At 71.1% G+C, this 17,298-nt stretch carries 15 protein-coding genes and 3 pseudogenes; 10 read left to right on the top strand and 8 right to left on the bottom strand.

What is annotated here, in order from left to right:
• Nucleotides 1-68: 68 nt before the first annotated feature.
• The 3 genes from ABZ656_RS05305 to ABZ656_RS05295 all read right to left on the bottom strand — a co-directional run bounded on the left by ABZ656_RS05305 (nucleotide 69) and on the right by ABZ656_RS05295 (nucleotide 2,851).
• Nucleotides 69-959: a S41 family peptidase gene (locus tag ABZ656_RS05305; RefSeq protein WP_360264748.1), complete on the bottom strand. Its 891-nt coding sequence runs from the start codon at nucleotides 957-959 to the stop codon at nucleotides 69-71.
• A 641-nt stretch (nucleotides 960-1,600) separates the two neighbouring features.
• Entirely contained in the window at nucleotides 1,601-2,113 is a 513-nt protein-coding gene (locus ABZ656_RS05300) for a universal stress protein (RefSeq protein WP_101407127.1), read from the bottom strand.
• 180 nt (nucleotides 2,114-2,293) lie between these two features.
• Entirely contained in the window at nucleotides 2,294-2,851 is a 558-nt protein-coding gene (locus ABZ656_RS05295) for a DUF4389 domain-containing protein (RefSeq protein ID WP_101407126.1), read from the bottom strand.
• On the opposite strand from ABZ656_RS05295, the gene ABZ656_RS05290 reads away from it, so the two are divergent.
• The 10 genes and pseudogenes from ABZ656_RS05290 to ABZ656_RS05245 all read left to right on the top strand — a co-directional run.
• Complete coding sequence (locus tag ABZ656_RS05290) at nucleotides 2,833-3,033, top strand: hypothetical protein (protein WP_101407125.1); 201 nt, start codon at nucleotides 2,833-2,835, stop codon at nucleotides 3,031-3,033. The genes ABZ656_RS05295 and ABZ656_RS05290 overlap by 19 nt on opposite strands.
• Nucleotides 3,034-3,382: 349 nt before the next feature.
• Nucleotides 3,383-3,580 (top strand): annotated as a pseudogene (locus ABZ656_RS05285) (hypothetical protein); the annotation flags it as partial.
• 148 nt (nucleotides 3,581-3,728) lie between these two features.
• A complete protein-coding gene (locus ABZ656_RS05280) occupies nucleotides 3,729-4,634 on the top strand; it encodes a universal stress protein (protein WP_360264744.1) in 906 nt (301 codons plus the stop codon).
• Nucleotides 4,635-4,676: 42 nt separating this feature from the next.
• Nucleotides 4,677-5,699 (top strand): zinc-dependent alcohol dehydrogenase, encoded by a 1,023-nt coding sequence (locus ABZ656_RS05275; RefSeq protein ID WP_101407123.1) that lies wholly within the window; start codon nucleotides 4,677-4,679, stop codon nucleotides 5,697-5,699.
• Nucleotides 5,700-5,704: 5 nt separating this feature from the next.
• On the top strand, nucleotides 5,705-6,577 hold the full coding sequence (locus ABZ656_RS05270; protein ID WP_360264741.1) for a universal stress protein: 873 nt from the start codon (nucleotides 5,705-5,707) through the stop codon (nucleotides 6,575-6,577).
• Between the two features lie 227 nt (nucleotides 6,578-6,804).
• The gene (locus ABZ656_RS05265) at nucleotides 6,805-9,195 is read left to right on the top strand and encodes a phosphoketolase family protein (protein WP_360264738.1); all 2,391 of its coding nucleotides are present in this window, start codon (nucleotides 6,805-6,807) and stop codon (nucleotides 9,193-9,195) included.
• 31 nt (nucleotides 9,196-9,226) lie between these two features.
• The gene (gap, locus tag ABZ656_RS05260) at nucleotides 9,227-10,240 is read left to right on the top strand and encodes a type I glyceraldehyde-3-phosphate dehydrogenase (protein ID WP_360264735.1); all 1,014 of its coding nucleotides are present in this window, start codon (nucleotides 9,227-9,229) and stop codon (nucleotides 10,238-10,240) included.
• Nucleotides 10,241-10,451: 211 nt separating this feature from the next.
• Nucleotides 10,452-11,064: pseudogene (locus ABZ656_RS05255) on the top strand (acetate--CoA ligase family protein); the annotation flags it as partial.
• Between the two features lie 12 nt (nucleotides 11,065-11,076).
• Complete coding sequence (locus ABZ656_RS05250; RefSeq protein ID WP_360264732.1) at nucleotides 11,077-11,808, top strand: CBS domain-containing protein; 732 nt, start codon at nucleotides 11,077-11,079, stop codon at nucleotides 11,806-11,808.
• A 32-nt stretch (nucleotides 11,809-11,840) separates the two neighbouring features.
• Nucleotides 11,841-12,231: pseudogene (locus ABZ656_RS05245) on the top strand (flavodoxin domain-containing protein); the annotation flags it as partial.
• A 212-nt stretch (nucleotides 12,232-12,443) separates the two neighbouring features.
• Here the strand turns inward: ABZ656_RS05245 and hypE are convergent.
• Genes hypE through ABZ656_RS05220 form a run of 5 tightly spaced genes read right to left on the bottom strand, consistent with a single transcriptional unit; the run spans nucleotide 12,444 to nucleotide 17,298 of the window.
• Nucleotides 12,444-13,478, bottom strand: coding sequence for a hydrogenase expression/formation protein HypE (gene hypE / locus ABZ656_RS05240; RefSeq protein ID WP_360264729.1), 1,035 nt, complete (start codon nucleotides 13,476-13,478; stop codon nucleotides 12,444-12,446).
• On the bottom strand, nucleotides 13,475-14,578 hold the full coding sequence (gene hypD, locus ABZ656_RS05235; RefSeq protein WP_360264726.1) for a hydrogenase formation protein HypD: 1,104 nt from the start codon (nucleotides 14,576-14,578) through the stop codon (nucleotides 13,475-13,477). The genes hypE and hypD overlap by 4 nt, the downstream gene beginning before the upstream one ends.
• Nucleotides 14,575-15,195 (bottom strand): CBS domain-containing protein, encoded by a 621-nt coding sequence (locus tag ABZ656_RS05230; RefSeq protein WP_360264723.1) that lies wholly within the window; start codon nucleotides 15,193-15,195, stop codon nucleotides 14,575-14,577. The genes hypD and ABZ656_RS05230 overlap by 4 nt, the downstream gene beginning before the upstream one ends.
• Nucleotides 15,188-16,549: a nickel-dependent hydrogenase large subunit gene (locus ABZ656_RS05225; protein WP_360264720.1), complete on the bottom strand. Its 1,362-nt coding sequence runs from the start codon at nucleotides 16,547-16,549 to the stop codon at nucleotides 15,188-15,190. Before ABZ656_RS05225 ends, ABZ656_RS05230 begins: the two co-directional genes overlap by 8 nt.
• Nucleotides 16,546-17,298 carry an oxidoreductase gene (locus tag ABZ656_RS05220; protein WP_360264717.1) on the bottom strand — a complete coding sequence of 251 codons (753 nt, stop codon included), beginning with the start codon at nucleotides 17,296-17,298 and terminating at the stop codon, nucleotides 16,546-16,548. Before ABZ656_RS05220 ends, ABZ656_RS05225 begins: the two co-directional genes overlap by 4 nt.

Below are 17,298 nucleotides of genomic sequence, written 5' to 3'. Positions count from 1 at the left end.
CGCCGTATCGAGAAACCCCATCCGCCCCCAGCCTCCCCGCCGCTTATCTGCAAAGCGTCGAACGCTGCTCAGCCGATCCGCGTGCGTAGGTGCTCCAGTGCCGCCCTCAGCGCGTCCTCGGCCGCGATGGCCACGTCGGGCTCGACACCGGCGCCTTCCCAGTTGGTGCCGGTGACCGGGTTGATCGAGCGGGCGGTGGGAACGGTCACGGTAACGTGCGGGGCGACCGGAATACGAGCCGTAGGGTGGGCGCCACCGCGGGTGGTCTGGCCGATCAAGGTGGCGCGCCCCAGCACCTTCAGGTTGTACGCCAGCTCCTCTCCGCCGGAGAAGGTGAGGTCGCTGGTCAGTACGGTGACCGGGCGGTCCAGGTAGCGCGGTGTGGCCAGGTGCCCGAGGGTCCAGTACTGGCGGGTCAAGCCAGTGGCCCGCTCGTAGATGTCGTTCAGGTGCACCCCGTCGTCAGCGAAGAAGTAGCTGCACCACAACTGCACGCCCTCCGGTGAGCCGCCCCGACACTGCCGCAGGTCGATGACCAATGCCGCGGTGGTAGCGAGCAGTTGCATGGCGGCAGCGATCGCGGGACCACCCAGATCGGCGGGGGCGATCATGCGCAGGTCGAGATAGCCGATGTTGTCGTCGAACTGCTCCACCCGCCGGATGCCGTAGTTGCTCTCCCTGGCGTACTGCGCGAAACGAGCGCGAGCGACGTCCTCCGGCTCCTCGTCCATCGACTGTGGTTCCTCGGTCCACAACAACCGCAAATGTCTGTCCGGACAGACATTCTGGAGGTCGTCCGTGACTCGCTCGCACAGCTCCCGCACGTCCAGGTCCTGATATGCGCCTTCGTCCAGCCGACGCCGGATCGCCGCGTCGATGGCAGCCGTCTTTTCGGGGAACACGTAACCGGCGGTGATCTGGGCCAGCGCGGCTTCGAGTATCTCGTGATGAGTCGTCATGCGCGCGATGGTAGGTCCGGGTCGAACATGTGCCCAACGGATTTCACGGCCGCTTCTTCACATGCTCCGCTCACCGACTTCCTCGGCGATACGACCCCTCAGCACCGGACGCTGTGCGACGGCCCGGTGGAGACCGCCCGCCTCATACGGACCGCCTATCTGCGCAACCTCTCAGCGCCAACACGTACATGCAGTCGAGCACACATGGCCGCGACCGGGGTCATCGGGCTCTGCGCGAACATCCTGGCCGTGCTGCTCGCCCCACCCGAGGCCAACCGGACCGCGGCCGGCCTGATCAGCGGTCTGACGTCGACCACGGCGGTCCCGGCCACGCCTGCCCGAGATGCTGCTGGTCGGCGCTGGTGTGGCGGGTCCCGGTGGCGGGGCAGTAGGGGAGCCCGCTACTCCCGCGGCGGCACCATCGCCGCACGGCCCGCCCTGGCCGCGGTGCGGGCGGCTGCCCACGCCGCCGAGGGACAACTGGCTATTGCCCTTGTCGCCCCCGCGAGGGTGCTCGGCCCCGACGGGCACGTGCTGTGCGCGCTTTTGGGACCGCCCCGCCGGCCGGAGGCGAACCCTTCTGAACAGAACCCGCCCGGACCCCAGGTCCGAGCCGGTCGGCCTTCAGCCCGTCCGCGGCGCTACGAGGCACTGCTCCCGGCCAGCGAAGGCGAGTTGACGGCTCCCAGCGGATTCCGGGAGCGGTCCGCGACCGGCACGGTCACCACCGGAACCGTCGCGTGCCGCAGGCACTCACGGCCCACCGGGCCGACCGAGGCCAGTCCGAAGCGCCCGTGCGCCTTGCGTCCCAGGGCCAGCAACAGGGCGCCGCACGCCTGTTGGAGCAGCACGCGAGCGGGCGGCCCCTCCACCACGACGTGGCGCACGGTGCCGTCGATCCTGGGCCCCAGGGCCTCGCGCACGCTGGCGGCGAGGATCTGGGCCGCGCGATCGCGCTCCTGGGCGACCGTCGGACCAGCGGGTGCCGGAGCGTAGGGCGCGTGTCCGCTCGTGGCCGGTTCCCAGGCGTGCACCGCGACGAGATCCGTGTGCAGGACTTCCGCCTGGTCGGCCGCCCAACGCAGGGCGGCCATCGACGCCTCGGATCCGTCGACGCCCACCACGATGTCGTTGCCGTCGGTGTGTTCCGTCATGGCAGCCTCCCTGCGTTCCGTCATGGCAGCCTCCCTGCGTTCCGTCATGGCAGCCTCCCTGGTCGGCCTCTTGTGACCACGGTGCGCCGGATACGGCAGCCGTGGCGTGGGCCGACGGGGCCCTGTCCATGCCCAACGGTCCCTTGCGCCGGCCCCGGAGGGCCGGGACGGGTGCCGCGGTCAGGACGAGGCTCCCGGTTCGTCACTTCCCTGGTCGAGCCGGAACGGCGGATACACGTCGGTGAGGAGTGCCGCGTAGGCAACCACGCGCAGGACCCACCGGTTGAGCCCGATCACCAGGTCGAACAGACCGCGCGGGTAGCGCCCGGTGGCGGCCAGCGAGACCCCGGCGAACAGGGCGAGCAGTGCGATGAGCCCGCCCGACGTCCAGGGCACCTTGAGCCCGCCGAGAAGGAAGGCCAGGATCAGGTGGTGCGGAACGGCCAGGAGCCACCACTTCACCAGGACGAGACCACGGGACAGTTTCTCCGGGTATGCCACGTCCCAGTGTGTGGGGTAATCGGGTACGTCGGCGAGAGTGAAGGGCGGGTAGCGGTCGGTGGCCAGGGTGCCGTACGCGTAGTAGGCAACGCGCCAACTCCATCGCAGCACACCGGTGTTGAAGTCGAACAGCGGGCGCGGGTAGCGGCCGGTGAACAGCCTCCCGCGGTTCGATGAAACCGTGAGAGGTACTCGACAGACAGAGGGGGGTGAACACCGTGGGCACGACCTTGACACCGGAGTTCTGGAGGCAGTTCGCTGTCCTGCTGTTGATCGCGACAGCGGTCACCCTCGTGCTCAGCGCCGCACTCGACGCGCTCGTGCTGCGGATGCGCGGCCGCCGGACACCGCAGCGGCCGCCGGTCACACCGGTCGTTCGCACGCACCGGCCGGCCCGGCGGACACCCGTCCACCACTGACACACCGTTCGTGAAGAGCTGAACCCCTGCGCATCGCCCAGGGCGGCAACGCGCACGTGCACCGGGGCGAGCGGCCCGACGCGGACGTCGAGCGGGCGGACAGCGTCCGGGCCGCCGCCGCGCCCGCCCTGCCGGCCCACGAGCACGAGTTCGTGGGCCGGCAGGGCGACTGACTCCATGTCACCTGCTCGCGACAAGAGTGTGGCGGACCGGCGTTGAGCGCCCTTTGGTTCGGCGCCCAGCCCCGGGTCCTGACCGGTCGCCGGCCGGAGCGTTTCCTTCATCACGTCCGGCCCGGACGCCGGGTCACCGCGCTGGTCACCCATGTCCTTGTGCGCGGCGGCCTTCGTGGATCGCGCAGTGGCCGCCGGCCAAGCACCTCTCGGGCGGGTCGCTGAGCATGTCGTCCAACCCGTTCGCGGACCACCACCTCATCTACGCCGTCGTCATCATCGCCCTCGCGGCCGCTGGCGCCGGCACCACCTGGGGCCTGGGAAAGCTCTGGGCGCGGCTGCCGTTCGTCAGCGACGACGGCCGGCTGCGCTGACCGCAGGAAAGTCGGCGGGTCCTCGTGACAGGGCCCGCCGTGCGGCTGCCCATTGGGCCGAACGGCCCCTGTCGGGGACCTGCAGCCCCTGCTGCGGGAACCCCTGCGTCATGAAGCTGGAATCAGACATCCGTTCAGGAGGAAAACTATGGTCCGCACTGTTGTTGCAGGTCTCGACGGTTCGTCCGAAAGCCGTGCCGCCGCCGAATGGGCGGCCCGCGAGGCGAAGTTGCGCGGTCTGCCGCTGAAGCTGGTCCAGGTCTGGGAGCCGGTGCCGGCGCCGATGGCGCAGGCACCGCTGCTCGGCGCCGAGACCCACCAGCACTGGACCGAGCGAATTCCCCGCGAGGCGGCCGAAGGCATCCGGCTGCGCCACCCCGGCGTGGACGTGACCGTGGAGCAGATGACCGGCGCGCCCGCGGACGCGCTGGTGTCCGCGGCGAAGGACGCCGAACTGCTGGTCCTCGGCTCCCGCGGCCTGAGCGGCGTCGGCGGTTTCCTCGTCGGTTCCGTCGGCTTCTCCGTCGTCGCGCACGCCGAGCTGCCTGTCGTCCTGGTCCGGGCCGACGAACAGACCGCCGACGAGGACGAGACGGACCCGGCGGGCATCCCGTCGGCCGCCACCCCGTATCGGCCCGTGGTCCTCGGCCTCGACGCCGACGCCCCCGCCGACGCGGTGATCGAGTTCGCGTTCGCCGAGGCTGCCCGGCGCGGCACCAGCCTGCGGGTCGTCTACGGCTGGAACCTGCCGCCGTACTACGCCTACGGCCTCGCGATGGACGCGGGCCTGAACGACGAGCTCTCCCGCGAGGAGACCACGGCCCTCACCGAGGCCCTGCGCCCCTGGCGGCGGAAGCACCCCGCCATCGAGGTCGTCCTGGAGCCCCGCGTCGGCAGCGCGGCCACCCACTTGGTGGACGCCTCCCGCGAGGCCTGTCTGGTCGTCATCGGCCGTCGGATCCGCCGCGGCGCGCTCGGCGCCCACATCGGCCCGGTCGCCCACGGCGTCCTGCACCACGCCACCGCCCCGGTGGCCGTCGTCGCACACGACTGAGCCACGACCCACCCCCGTCCCTCCCCCTGAGGAGCAGCAGTCATGAAGGCAGCCGTTGTACGAGCCTTCGGTGAACCCCTGGTCATAGAGGACCGCCCCGACCCCGAGCCCGGCCCCGGCCAGGTCCGCGTCCGTGTCGAGGCCTCCGGACTGTGCCACACCGACATCCACGCCGCCCACGGCGACTGGCCCGTCAAGCCCAACCCGCCGTTCGTGCCCGGCCACGAGGGCGTCGGCCTCGTCGAGAGGCTCGGCGACGGCGTCGCGCACCTCTCCGTCGGCCAGCGCGTCGCGGTGCCGTGGCTCGGCAAGGCCTGCGGGCGGTGCGAGCACTGCCTGTCCGGCTGGGAGACGCTGTGCGAGCAGCAGATCAACACCGGGTACGGCTGCGACGGCGGGTACGCCGAGAAGATGCTGGCCTGGGCCGACTTCGCCCAGCCGGTACCTGACGGCGTGACCGCCGTGGACGCCGCCCCGCTCACCTGCGCCGGCGTGACCACCTACAAGGCCCTCAAGGTCGCCGGCGTGCGGCCCGCCCAGCTCGTCGCGATCTCGGGTGTCGGCGGGCTCGGCCACCTGGCGGTGCAGTACGCGAAGATCGCCGGGGCCAGCGTCGCCGCGATCGACGTCACCGACGAAAAGCTCGAACTCGCCACCGCACTCGGCGCCGACCTGGTCATCGACGCCCGCAAGGACGACGTCGGCGAGGTCCTCAAGCGGCACGGCGGCGCGCATGCGGCCATCGTGCTCGCGGTCAACGAGGCCGCCTTCGCCGCCGTCAACTCCGGTCTGCGGCGCGGTGGGAAGCTCGTCATGGTCGCCCTGCCCGCGCACGGCACGATCCAGGTCCCGATCTTCGACACCGTGCTGAACGGCACCTCGGTGATCGGCTCGATCGTCGGCACCCGGCAGGACCTCGCCGAGGTCTTCCAGCTGCACGCCACAGGACGGACCAAGGTTGTCTCCGAGACCCGCCCGCTGACCTCCGTCAACGAGTCCATCGCCGACGTGCTGCGCGGCGAGATCAAGGCCCGGATCGTCTTCGACCTCGGTACGGGACGGTGACCACGATGACACTCCCGATCGTCGTCGGCGTCGACGGCTCCGAGCCCAGCCTGCGGGCCGTCGACTGGGCGGCCGACGAGGCCGCCGTGCGCGGACTGCCGCTGCGGCTGGTGTACGCGTCGCTGTGGGAGCGGTACGAGGGCAGCTCGCTCGCCGAGGACGTCGGCAAGCCGTCGGAGCAGGTGCGGGCCGAGGACATCGTGGCGACCGCCGCCCGGCGCGCTCGCCGGCGTCAGCCCGACGTGAAGGTCTCCACCGACGTGCTGTCCGAGGAACCCGAGTACGTGCTGGTGCGCGAGAGCCGGAGCGCCTCGGCTCTGGTGACGGGCACCCGCGGCCGCAGCGGCCTGGCCGAGGCGCTGCTGGGCTCGGTGAGCCTGACCGTGGCCGGACACTCGCAGTGCCCGGTGATCGTCGTCCGCGGCAACCACGACAACCAGGCACGGACCGGAACGCACGGCCGAGTCGTTCTGGGCGTCGGAGAGAGGCCGGCAGGCTCGGCGGCGGTGCGCTTCGCCTTCGAGGAGGCGCGGCGGCGCCGGGTGCCGGTGGACGTCGTACGGGCCTGGCGCTGCCCCGCGCACGAGTCCACCGACCATCCGCTGATGGCCGGAGAACCGGCCCGGCTGCACGAGCAGCAGGCGGTGGAGGCCCTGGAAACGGCGCTCCAGGACGTTCCCGCCGACGTCGAATCGCACCGCCGTATCGTCGAGGGCCACGCCCGGACCGTGCTCGTGGACGCCTCGCGCGACGCCGACCTCCTGATCGTCGGAGCCAAGCGCCGCCCTGGGCACTACGGGCTCCAGCTGGGCCGAGTGGCCCACGGAGTGCTGCACTACTCCGCCTGCCCGGTCGTCATCGTGCCCGAGCAGGGATGAGCACGGTGACCGGCTGCTCGGAGACTCACCGCAGGGTCGGGGACGTAGGGCTGCGGATCGCGCGGCGGGCGCTCCCGGCCTCGCACCCACGCCTGCGATGTCCCCAACTCCGTCTGTGGGAACAGTAGTTCCCTCTCGTACGCCCTGCGCGGCAGCGCCTCCGCCTCTTGTCGGCCATGCCGCCTGCACTGCCCGTTGCCCCACGCCGATGACTTCCGGAGCCTCTGATGCCCAAGGTCGAACACCAGGACGCCACCGCTCTTTCCGTACCTTCCGACGACGAACTGCGCGCTCTTGACGCCCACTGGCGCGCCGCCAACTACTTGGCCGCCGGACAGATCTACCTGATGGCGAACCCGCTGCTCGCCGAACCCCTGAAGCCCGAGCACATCAAGCCGCGACTGCTGGGCCACTGGGGTACCTCGCCCGGCCTCAACCTCGTGTACACCCACCTCAACCGGGTGATCAAGGCGCGCGGCCTGGACGCGCTGTGCGTGTGGGGACCCGGCCACGGCGGCCCGTCCGTGCTCGCCAACTCCTGGCTGGATGGCAGCTACAGCGAGACCTACCCGGACGTCTCGCGCGACGCGGCGGGGATGGAGCGGCTCTTCAAGCAGTTCTCCTTCCCGGGCGGCGTGCCAAGCCACGTGGCGCCGGAGACCCCTGGGTCCATCCACGAGGGGGGCGAGCTTGGGTATTCCCTCGCGCACGCGTACGGCGCCGCCTTCGACAACCCGGACCTGCTGGTCGCCTGCGTGATCGGCGACGGCGAGGCGGAGACCGGCCCGCTGGCCGCCGCCTGGCACTCCAACAAGTTCCTCGACCCCGTCCACGACGGCGCGGTCCTGCCGATCCTGCACCTCAACGGCTACAAGATCGCCAACCCGACGGTCCTGTCCCGGCTCCCGGAGTCCGAACTCGACGAACTCCTGCGGGGATACGGCCACGAGCCGATCCACGTCACCGGCGACGACCCGGCCCAGGTGCACCGGGCGATGGCCAAGGCCTTCGACCAGGCACTGGACCGTATCGCTGTGATGCAGCGGACGGCCCGCGAGGACGGCGTCGCCGAACGCGTGCACTGGCCCGTGATCGTGCTGCGCACCCCGAAGGGCTGGACCGGCCCCGCCGAGGTCGACGGCGTCCCCGTCGAAGGTACCTGGCGCGCACACCAGGTCCCGCTGGCGGAGGTGCGCGAAAACCCCGAACACCTGCGGCAGTTGGAGGCGTGGCTGCGCTCGTACCGGCCCGAGGAGCTCTTCCGCGCGGACGGCCGGCCGGTTGCGGACGTCCTCGCCTGTGTCCCCGACGGCACGAAGCGGCTCGGTGCCACCCTGCACGCCAACGGCGGGCTCCTCGTCCGCGACCTCCCCATCCCCTCCCTGGACGCCTTTGCGGTGCCGGTCGAGAAGCCGGGCACCACCCTGCACGAGCCGACCAGGATCCTCGGCGACCTTCTCGAACAGGTCATGCACGACACCTCCCACCGCCGCGACTTCCGGCTGGTCGGCCCCGACGAAACCGCCTCCAACCGTCTCCAGGCCGTCTTCAACTCCAGCGGCAAGGCCTGGCAGGCCGAGCACCTGCCGGTCGACGAACACCTGGACCGGCACGGCCGCGTCATGGAGATCCTCTCCGAACACACCTGCCAGGGCTGGCTGGAGGGCTACCTCCTCACCGGCAGGCACGGATTGTTCTCCTGCTACGAGGCGTTCGTGCACATCGTCGACTCGATGGTCAACCAGCACATCAAGTGGCTCAAGACGTCGAGGGAGCTGGCGTGGCGTGCCCCGATCGCCTCCCTCAACTACCTGCTCACCTCACACGTCTGGCGCCAGGACCACAACGGCTTCTCGCACCAGGACCCGGGCTTCGTCGACCACGTCCTCAACAAGAGCCCCGAGGTCGTACGCGTCTACCTCCCGCCGGACGCCAACACCCTTCTCTCGGTGGCCGATCATGTCCTGCGCAGCCGCGACTACGTCAACGTCGTCGTCGCCGGCAAGCAGCCGTGCTTCGACTGGCTCTCCATGGACCAGGCCCGCGACCACTGCGCCCGCGGCGCCGGCATCTGGGAGTGGGCGGGCACCGAGAACGGCGGGGAACCGGACGTCGTCCTGGCCTGTGCCGGCGACGTGCCCACCCAGGAGGTGCTGGCCGCAGCCCAGTTGCTGCGCCGGCATCTGCCCGAGCTCGCCGTCCGCGTCGTCAACGTCGTCGACATGACCCGGCTGCTGCCCCGCGACGAGCACCCGCACGGAATGGGCGACTTCGAGTACGACGGGCTCTTCACCACCGACAAGCCGGTCATTTTCGCCTACCACGGCTACCCCTGGCTGATCCACCGGCTCGCCTACCGCCGCACCGGCCACGCCAACCTGCACGTCCGCGGCTACAAGGAGTCCGGTACCACGACCACCCCGTTCGACATGGTCGTCCGCAACGACCTCGACCGCTACCGCCTGGTCATGGACGTGATCGACCGTGTCCCCGGCCTCGGCGTGCGCGCCGCCGCCGTCCGCCAGCAGATGGCCGACGCCCGCACCCGCCACCACGCCTGGATCCGCGAACACGGCACCGACCTGCCCGAGGTCGCCGGCTGGACCTGGAACGCCTGAAACCCCCTACCCCACAAAGGAGTTCATCGCCATGACCGTACGCGTCGGCATCAACGGCTTCGGCCGGATAGGCCGCACCTATCTGCGCGCGGCACTCGACCGTGCCGAGGCGGGCACCCAGGACGTCGAGGTGGTCGCGATCAACGACATCACCTCGCCCGCCATCTTGGCCCACCTCCTGGAGTACGACTCCACGTTCGGGCGTATCGGACGGGAGGTCAGCCACGACGACAGCTCGATCACCGTCGACGGTCGGCGCATCGCCGTCACTGCCGAACGCGATCCGGCCGCCCTGTACTGGTCCGACTACGGCGCGGGCATCGTCGTCGAGTCCACCGGCCGCTTCCGCGACCGCGACGCCGCGGCCCTTCACCTCAAGGGCGGTGCCCACACCGTGCTGCTCTCGGCCCCGGGCAAGAACGTGGACGCCACCATCGTCATGGGTGTCAACGACGACACCTACGACCGGCACAGCGACCGGATCGTTTCGGCGGCGTCCTGCACCACCAACTGTGTCGCCCCGATGGTGAAGGTGCTTCACGAGACCTTCGGCATCGACCGCGGCATGATGACCACCATCCACGGCTACACCAACGACCAGACCTTGCTCGACGGCCCGCACAAGGACCTGCGCCGGGCCCGTTCGGCGGCCCTGAGCATCATTCCGACCAGTACCGGGGCCGCCCGCGCGGTCGGGCTGGTGCTACCGGAGCTGGCCGGCGCCCTGGACGGCATCGCCGTGCGCGTACCGGTGGAGGACGGGTCGCTCACCGACCTCGCGGTGGTGCTGAACCGCGAGACGACGGCGGAAGAGGTCAACGCCGCTTTCGCCGAGGCGGCTAACGGCCCGTTGAACGGCATAGTCCGTGTCTCGAAGGCCCCGATCGTCTCCCGCGACGTCATCGGCGACCCCGCGTCCTGCGTCTTCGATCCGGCGCTCACGCAGGCGCACGGCACCCTGGTGAAGGTCTTCGGCTGGTACGACAACGAGTGGGGCTACACCAACCGCCTCCTCGACCTCACGGCGCTGGTCGCCGACGACTGAGCACGACCGTGAGAGGCCCCGTGCTGTGGGCCTGTGCGGCGGGGTCCTGAGGGCCGAAAGGCCCCACGGTCCGCCCCCAGGCAGCCCATGGGGCCTCGCTGCGTTCCGCGGGACGCTCGAAGTGTCGAAGAACCCTGGAGGAGACCCGTGATGACGGACGACGCACTCAGCCGACCCACCGTCGGTCGCCACGGCGACCGCCGTGGGGACCTGGGCCTGGGTGGAGACCGAGGACGACGCCGTCCTCGCCGCCGATCGGCTGCGCGGCGCCGACGGCCGGGTGGTCATGAAGGGCCACTGGCCGGGCCTGTTGCACAAGAGCGAACAGCACGCCGTTCACCTCGACCTGCGCGGTGACCTCCAAGTGCGCGCCGCCTTCCGGGACTTGGAAACCCGGTTCGCCGGACTGCTGACGGGTGTGGTCGTGCAGCCGCTCGCCGAGCGCGGGACCGAGCTGTTCGCCGGCGTCGTCCCAGGTCTTCGGACCGCTCGTCCTGTTCGGCCTCGGCGGCACCGCGACCGAGATCCTCGCCGATCACACCGCCCGGCTCGCCCCGCTCACCGACCGCGACGTGCACGACCTGATCACGGGCCCGCGCTGCGCCCCGCTCCTCTTCGGCGCGCACGGCAGCCGGCCTGTCGACCTCGCGGGCCTCGAACAGCTGCTGCTGCGGCTGTCCCGGATGGCGAGCGACCTGCCGCAGCTGGCCGAGGCCGACTTCAACCCCGTACTCGCGGCACCAGGCGGAGTCTCCGTCCTCGATGCCCGCGTGCGCCTGCTGCCCAGCAGGCCGCAGGACCCGTATCTGCGCCGACTTCGCTGAGGAGGGAACACCATGAAGCACAACAAGGTCGGCTCCGTGATGACCACGGAGGTTGTCCGTGCCACCTACGGAACGCCGTTCAAAGAGGTTGCACGACTGCTCGGCGAGCACCGCGTCAGCGGCCTGCCCGTGGTCGACGAGGACGACCGGGTCGTCGGAGTCGTCTCCGAGACGGACCTGATGGCCCACCAGGCCGAGGCACCCGACCCGTACGGGCCGAAGAAGCGGTTCCGGTTCGCCGAGCTGACGCGCAGCGCCAGGCAGCGGGCCGCGAAGGCCACGGCCCGCACCGCCGGTCGGCTGATGACCGAGCCGCCCGTCACCGTGCACGCCGACGACACCATCGTCGAGGCGGCCCGGACCATGGCGCAGCATCGTGTGGAGCGGCTGCCCGTCCTGGACGAGGAACAGCGGCTCGTCGGCATCGTCACCCGCCGCGATGTGCTCCAGGTCTTCCTGCGGCCGGACACGGAGATTCGTGACGAGGTGGTCGAAGAGGTGCTGGTGCGTGCCCTTTGGCAGGCGCCGCGCAGCATCGACGTCTCCGTGGTGGAGGGCGTCGTCACGCTCTCCGGCCAGATGGAGCGCAAGAGCGAGACGGAGATCGCCGTCTCCATGACCCGTCGGACCGACGGTGTCGTCGCGGTCGTCGACCACCTCTCCTACCGGCGGGACGACTCGCGCATCCAGCCCGACGAGCAGAAATACCACGGTGTCACCGAAAACTGGGTGCACCACCTGTGAAGCGCGAGGAGGCGGAGCGTCATGCCACCAGCGTGCTGGTCGCCTACGGGACGGCGAACGGATCGACCGCGCAGCTCGCCGAGGCCGTGGCCGAGGTCCTTCGCAAGGGGGGACTCATCCCCGACCTGTTGCCTGCCAGGTGCGTCGTGGACGTGACGCCGTACGACGCGGTGGTGCTCGGCAGTGGGCTGTACGCCGGCCGCCGGCACCGCGACGCCCGCCGGTTCGTGAGCCGGCGCGGCCGCCAACTGGCCGAGCATCCAATGTGGTTGTCCAGCAGCGGTCCGCTGGACTCCTCGGCATCGCAGCGGGACATCCCCGCCCGTGCGCGGCGTACGACGCACCATGGTCCGGCTTGATGCCAGGAGCCAGGTCACCTTCGGTGGCTGTCTGGAGGAGGGAGCTAGGGGACGCATCGGCCGGATCCACCCCCCCCGCGTGTGACTGGACGCCGAAGGCTGCCTCGCGCCCGCTCCCGCCGACCAGGCGCGGCTCCAGGGTGTGGTGCTGGGCGCATGGACCAGCGGGACGCCGAGTGGGCGCACGTCGGCCCGCAGTGGGGCCACGGGACCGGCTGACGACCACTCCCGCGTCAACGACCACTCCCGCGTCTACGACCACTCCCGCGTCAACGGTCAGCAGATGCGCGGGAGTTGCTCGCCGAGCGGCATCTCCACGATGCGCCGTGCGCCGACCAGGGTCCGCAGTGTCACCCGCCCCCGCGGCCCCTCCCGGAGTACCTCGCCGATCCGTACGGCCCGTGCCCCCTCGGGAACCGACCGCATCGCGGCCAGCGCGCTCTCGGTCGAACCGGCGTCCACGAAGGCGACCAGACAGCCCTCGTTGGCGACGACCAGCGGGTCCAGGCCGAGCAGATCACAGGCCGAAGCGACCGCCTCGGGCACGGGAACCGCGTTCTCCTCGATCTCGACGGCAGCGGACGAGTCACGGGCGATCTCGTTGAGCGCCGCGGCGAGCCCGCCCCGGCTCGGATCGCGCAGCACGTGCACGGTGTCCCCGAGCGGCGCCAGGGCCCGCACCAGCCGGTGCAGCGGCCGGGAGTCGGAGGCGATGTCGCCCTCGAAGCCGAGGTTCTCGCGGGTGCTGAGCACGGTCGTGCCGTGCAGTCCGATCGGCCCCGACAGCAGTACGGCGTCCCCGGGCCGGGCCGACGCGGCGGACGGCGCCAGCAGTTCGTGCCGTTGTCCGACGCCGGTGGTGTTGATGAACAGCCGGTCGGCCGCACCGCGCCCCACGACCTTGGTGTCCCCGGTGATCACGGGCACACCGACGTCCTGGGCGGCCTTGCCCAACGACTCCATGACGGCCCGGAGTTCGGCCAGCGGCAGCCCCTCCTCGATGATCAGGGACACCGACAGCGCGAGCGGCCAAGCGCCCCGCATCGCCAGGTCGTTGACCGTGCCGTGCACGGCGAGGGACCCGATGTCCCCGCCGGGGAAGAACAGCGGGCTGACGACGAAGCTGTCCGTGCTCATCACCAGCCCGGGGTGTCCGGGCAGCAGCGCCGCGTCCTCCAGAGGTCCGGTGCCGCCGCCGACGGCGGGCAGCACCAGTTGGTCGAGCAGTTCCCCGGTGAGCCGGCCGCCGGCGCCGTGGCCGAGCAGGACGACCTCGTCCTCGTGGGCGGGGGTGGGACATTGGACGTTCATGCCGTGCTCCTCGTGGGCGTGCGTCCGGCCGTGTGGAAGGCGGCGCAGGTGCCCTCGGACGACACCATGGGGGCGCCGAGGGGACGACGGGGCGTGCAACGGGTGCCGTACGCGGCGCAGTCGGTGGGCAGCCGGGCCCCGGTGAGGACGGCGCCGGCGATGCACTCCGGGTCCTCGACCGGGCACAGCCCGCCCACGTCGAAGCGACGGGCGGCGTCGAACTCCCGGTACTCCTCCGCGAGTTCGAGCCCGCTGTCGGGCAGCTCGCCGATACCGCGCCAGGCCCGGTCGGTCACCCGGAACACCCGGCGGACCGTGTCCTGCGCCGCGGTGTTGCCCGCCCGCCGAACTGCCCGCACATACTGGTTCTCCACCTGGTACCGGCCCGACTCCAGCTGCCGTACGGCCATGAGGATGCCCTCCAGCAGATCCAGCGGCTCGAACCCCGTGACCACGATGGGCACTTGGTACCGGGCGGCGATCGGCTCGTACTCGCGCCAGCCCATCACCGCGCACACGTGCCCGGCGGCGAGGAACGCCTCCACCTCGCAGTCCGGGTCGTCGAGCAGCGCGGTCATGGCCGGCGGCACCAGGACGTGACTGACCAGCATCGAGAAGTTGGCCAGCCCGAGCCTGGCCGCGTGCAGCACCGCCATCGCGTTCGCGGGCGCCGTGGTCTCGAAGCCGACGGCGAGGAAGACGACCTCGCGGTCCGGGTGTTCGGCGGCCAGGCGTACGGCGTCCATCGGGGCGTAGACCACCCGTACGTCCGCGCCCCGCGCCCGCAGCGACAGCAGGTCGGTGTCCGTGCCGGGCACCCGCAGCATGTCGCCGAAGCTGGTGAGGATCACGCCGGGGCGGGCGGCGACGGCCATGGCCCGGTCCAGGGTCTCCAGCGGGGTGACACAGACCGGGCAGCCCGGGCCGTGGATCATCCGCATCCCGGCGGGCAGCAGCTCGTCGATGCCCTGGCGGACCAGGGTGTGGGTTTGGCCGCCGCACACCTCCATGACCCGCCAGGGGCGCGTGGCCGTCCGCCGCAGCTCGTCCAGCAGCTGCCGGGCGAGCACCGGATCGCGGTACTCGTCCAGGTACTTCATCGGTGCGTGAGGTCGAGCCGGATGGCGACGACCCCCTCCACCGCCCGCACCGCCCGGGCCACCACGGGTACGATCGACCGGGCGGGCAGGGAACCGCCGAGTGTGACGACGCCCTCGGCCACCTCGACCGTCAGCGGGGTCGTGACCGGGAGCTGACCGAGGACGTCGCGCCGGATCTCCTGGGCGATGTCCCCGTCGTCCCGCAGGAACACCTTCAGCAGATCGCTGCGGCTGACGACGCCCTGCAGGATGCCGACCGCGTCCACGACGGGCAGCCGCTTGAGGTGCCGCCGCGCCATGATGCGGGCGGCCTCCGCGAGCGAGGCGTTCGCCTGCACAGTGATCGCCGGGGTGCTCATCAACTCGCCCGCGGACACCGCGCCCGCCTTGGCAGGCACCGTCGGATCGCCGTCCGCGGCGTCCCGGTACTCCTCCTTGGCCAGCAGATCCGCCTCGGATACCACTCCGACGACCCGGCCCTCGCCCGCCAGCACCGGCAGGGCACTGATCTTCCACTGGTCCAGGAGCTCGACGATCTCCTTGAAGGGCGCCTCGCTCCCGATGGCAACCGCGGTGTGGGTCATCACATCGCTCACGGTGTACGGAGATTCAGGCATCACAGCCTCCCGTGGTTTCTCCTGAGGTACGGACGACCGTCAGGTCGAGGAAGTGGGTGGAGCACGAGTTGCACGGGTCGTGGTTGCGGATCGCCCGCTCGCACAGCGCCGTCAACTCGTCGTCGTCCGGGTCGTGTTCGCGGATCGCCTGCTGGGCCAGCCGGCGCAGGTCGTCCTCGATCGCGCCCTGGTTCTGCGCGGTCGGCGGCACCAGCAGCGCACTCCGCACGATGCCGTCGGCGTCGAGTTCGTAGCGGTGGTAGAGCAGCCCGCGCGGTGCCTCGGTGGCGCCGTGCCCGACGCCCGCGACCGGCGGCACGTCCGTGTACGGGTGCGCGGGCGGCTCGTAGCCGTCGATGATCCGCAGCGCCTCACCTACGGCGTACACCGTCTCCACCGCCCGCACCAGGATGGACCGGTACGGATTGCGGCACACCGCGCCCTCGCGCGGATCGCCGAGCCCCGCCGCGATGGCCGCCTCCAGCGCCACCGGCGACAGCAGCCGGCCGCTGATCGAGAACCGGGCGAGCGAGCCGGTGAGATGGATGCGCCCGTCGAGCCGTGAGTGCAGCGCGGTGGAGTGGGCAACGTGCGTCTCGGTGACGTGTGCGATGAAGTCCCGTACGGGGAAAGAGGTGTTGGTGCCGTCGGCCCTCAGCACGGTCGGGATGCCGCCCTCGATGGCGTACGCGTCCGGCTCGGTCAGCGCGAACAGGTCGGCCTCGACACTCGCGTCCGGGAACTCGAAGCCCGCGACCCAGCGCACCGTCTCCCACGCGTCGTCCAGGGCACGTTTCAACTCTTCGGTCAGCGACCGTAGTTCGAGACGCGCCGGAGCCCGGTGGAAGCCGCCGAGACGCACGTTCACCGGGTGCACGGCCCGCCCGCCCAGCAGCTCCATCAGCGAGTTGCCGGCCTTCTTCAGGCGGAGCCCCCGCTCGACCTCGGCGCGGTGCGTGCGGGCCAGGTCGATCGCGCTCGGCCGGCCCAGGAAGTCCGGGGCATGCAGGAGGTAGATGTGCAGGGCCTGGCTCTCGATCCACTCGCCGCAGTACAGCAGCCGACGCAGATCCCGGATCACCGGATCGACGCTCACCCCACAGGCGTCCTCGATCGCCGCGCACGCGCTCATCTGGTAGGCGACCGGGCAGATTCCGCACACCCGGGCCGTGATGTCCGGTGGCTCGGTGTACGAACGGCCCCGCAGGAACGCCTCGAAGAAGCGCGGCGGTTCGTAGATCTCCAGCCGCGCCTCGGTGACCCTGCCGTCGTGCACATGGAGGCTGAGCGCGCCCTCGCCCTCGACCCGGGACAGCGAGCCGACGTGCAGCACACGGGATCCACGGTGCGTCACTTGGGCAACTCCTTGTCGAAAGCGGGGGCGTTGAAGGTGTGCAGGAAGCGCACCACGGCGTCCTCGTCGAGGCCGTCGCGGCGCAGCAGCGGGATCAGCGCGGGGAGGTTCACCGACCCGGACGGGCCGAAGCAGCCGAAGCAGCCGCGGTGGTAGGCCGGGCACAGTGCGCCGCACCCGGCGTGCGTGACCGGGCCGAGGCAGGGGGTGCCGTGGGCGACGGTGACGCAGACCGTGCCGCGTCGCTTGCACTCGAAGCACACGCTGTGGTCCGGGACGTCCGGCTTGCGGCCGGCCAGGAACGCGGTGATCACCTCGATGAGCTGCCGCCGGTCGACCGGGCAGCCGCGCAGCTCGAAGTCGACGTCCACATGGGCCGACACGGGGGTGGAGGTGGCCAGCGTGGAGATGTACTCGGGGTGCGCGTAGACCGTCCGCCGGTACTCGTCCAGGTCCGCGAAGTTGCGCAGGGCCTGGATGCCGCCGGAGGTCGCGCACGCCCCGATGGTCACCAGGTGGCGCGAGTCCGCCCGGATCGCGTGGATGCGCTCGGCGTCCTCGGGCGTGGTCACCGAGCCCTCGACGAGGGTCAGGTCGTAGGGGCCGGGCGCCATCGTGCTGGACGCCTCCGGGAAGTGCGCGATCTCCACCGAGCCTGTCAGTGCGAGGAGTTCGTCCTCGCAGTCCAACAGGGTGAGCTGGCACCCGTCGCAGGAGGCCAGCTTGAACACCGCGAGTGTGGGCGCCAT

This window comes from Streptomyces sp. NPDC007095, from assembly GCF_040634475.1.
Lineage (GTDB): Bacteria > Actinomycetota > Actinomycetes > Streptomycetales > Streptomycetaceae > Streptomyces.
This window is presented reverse-complemented; position numbering and strand designations above follow the sequence as displayed.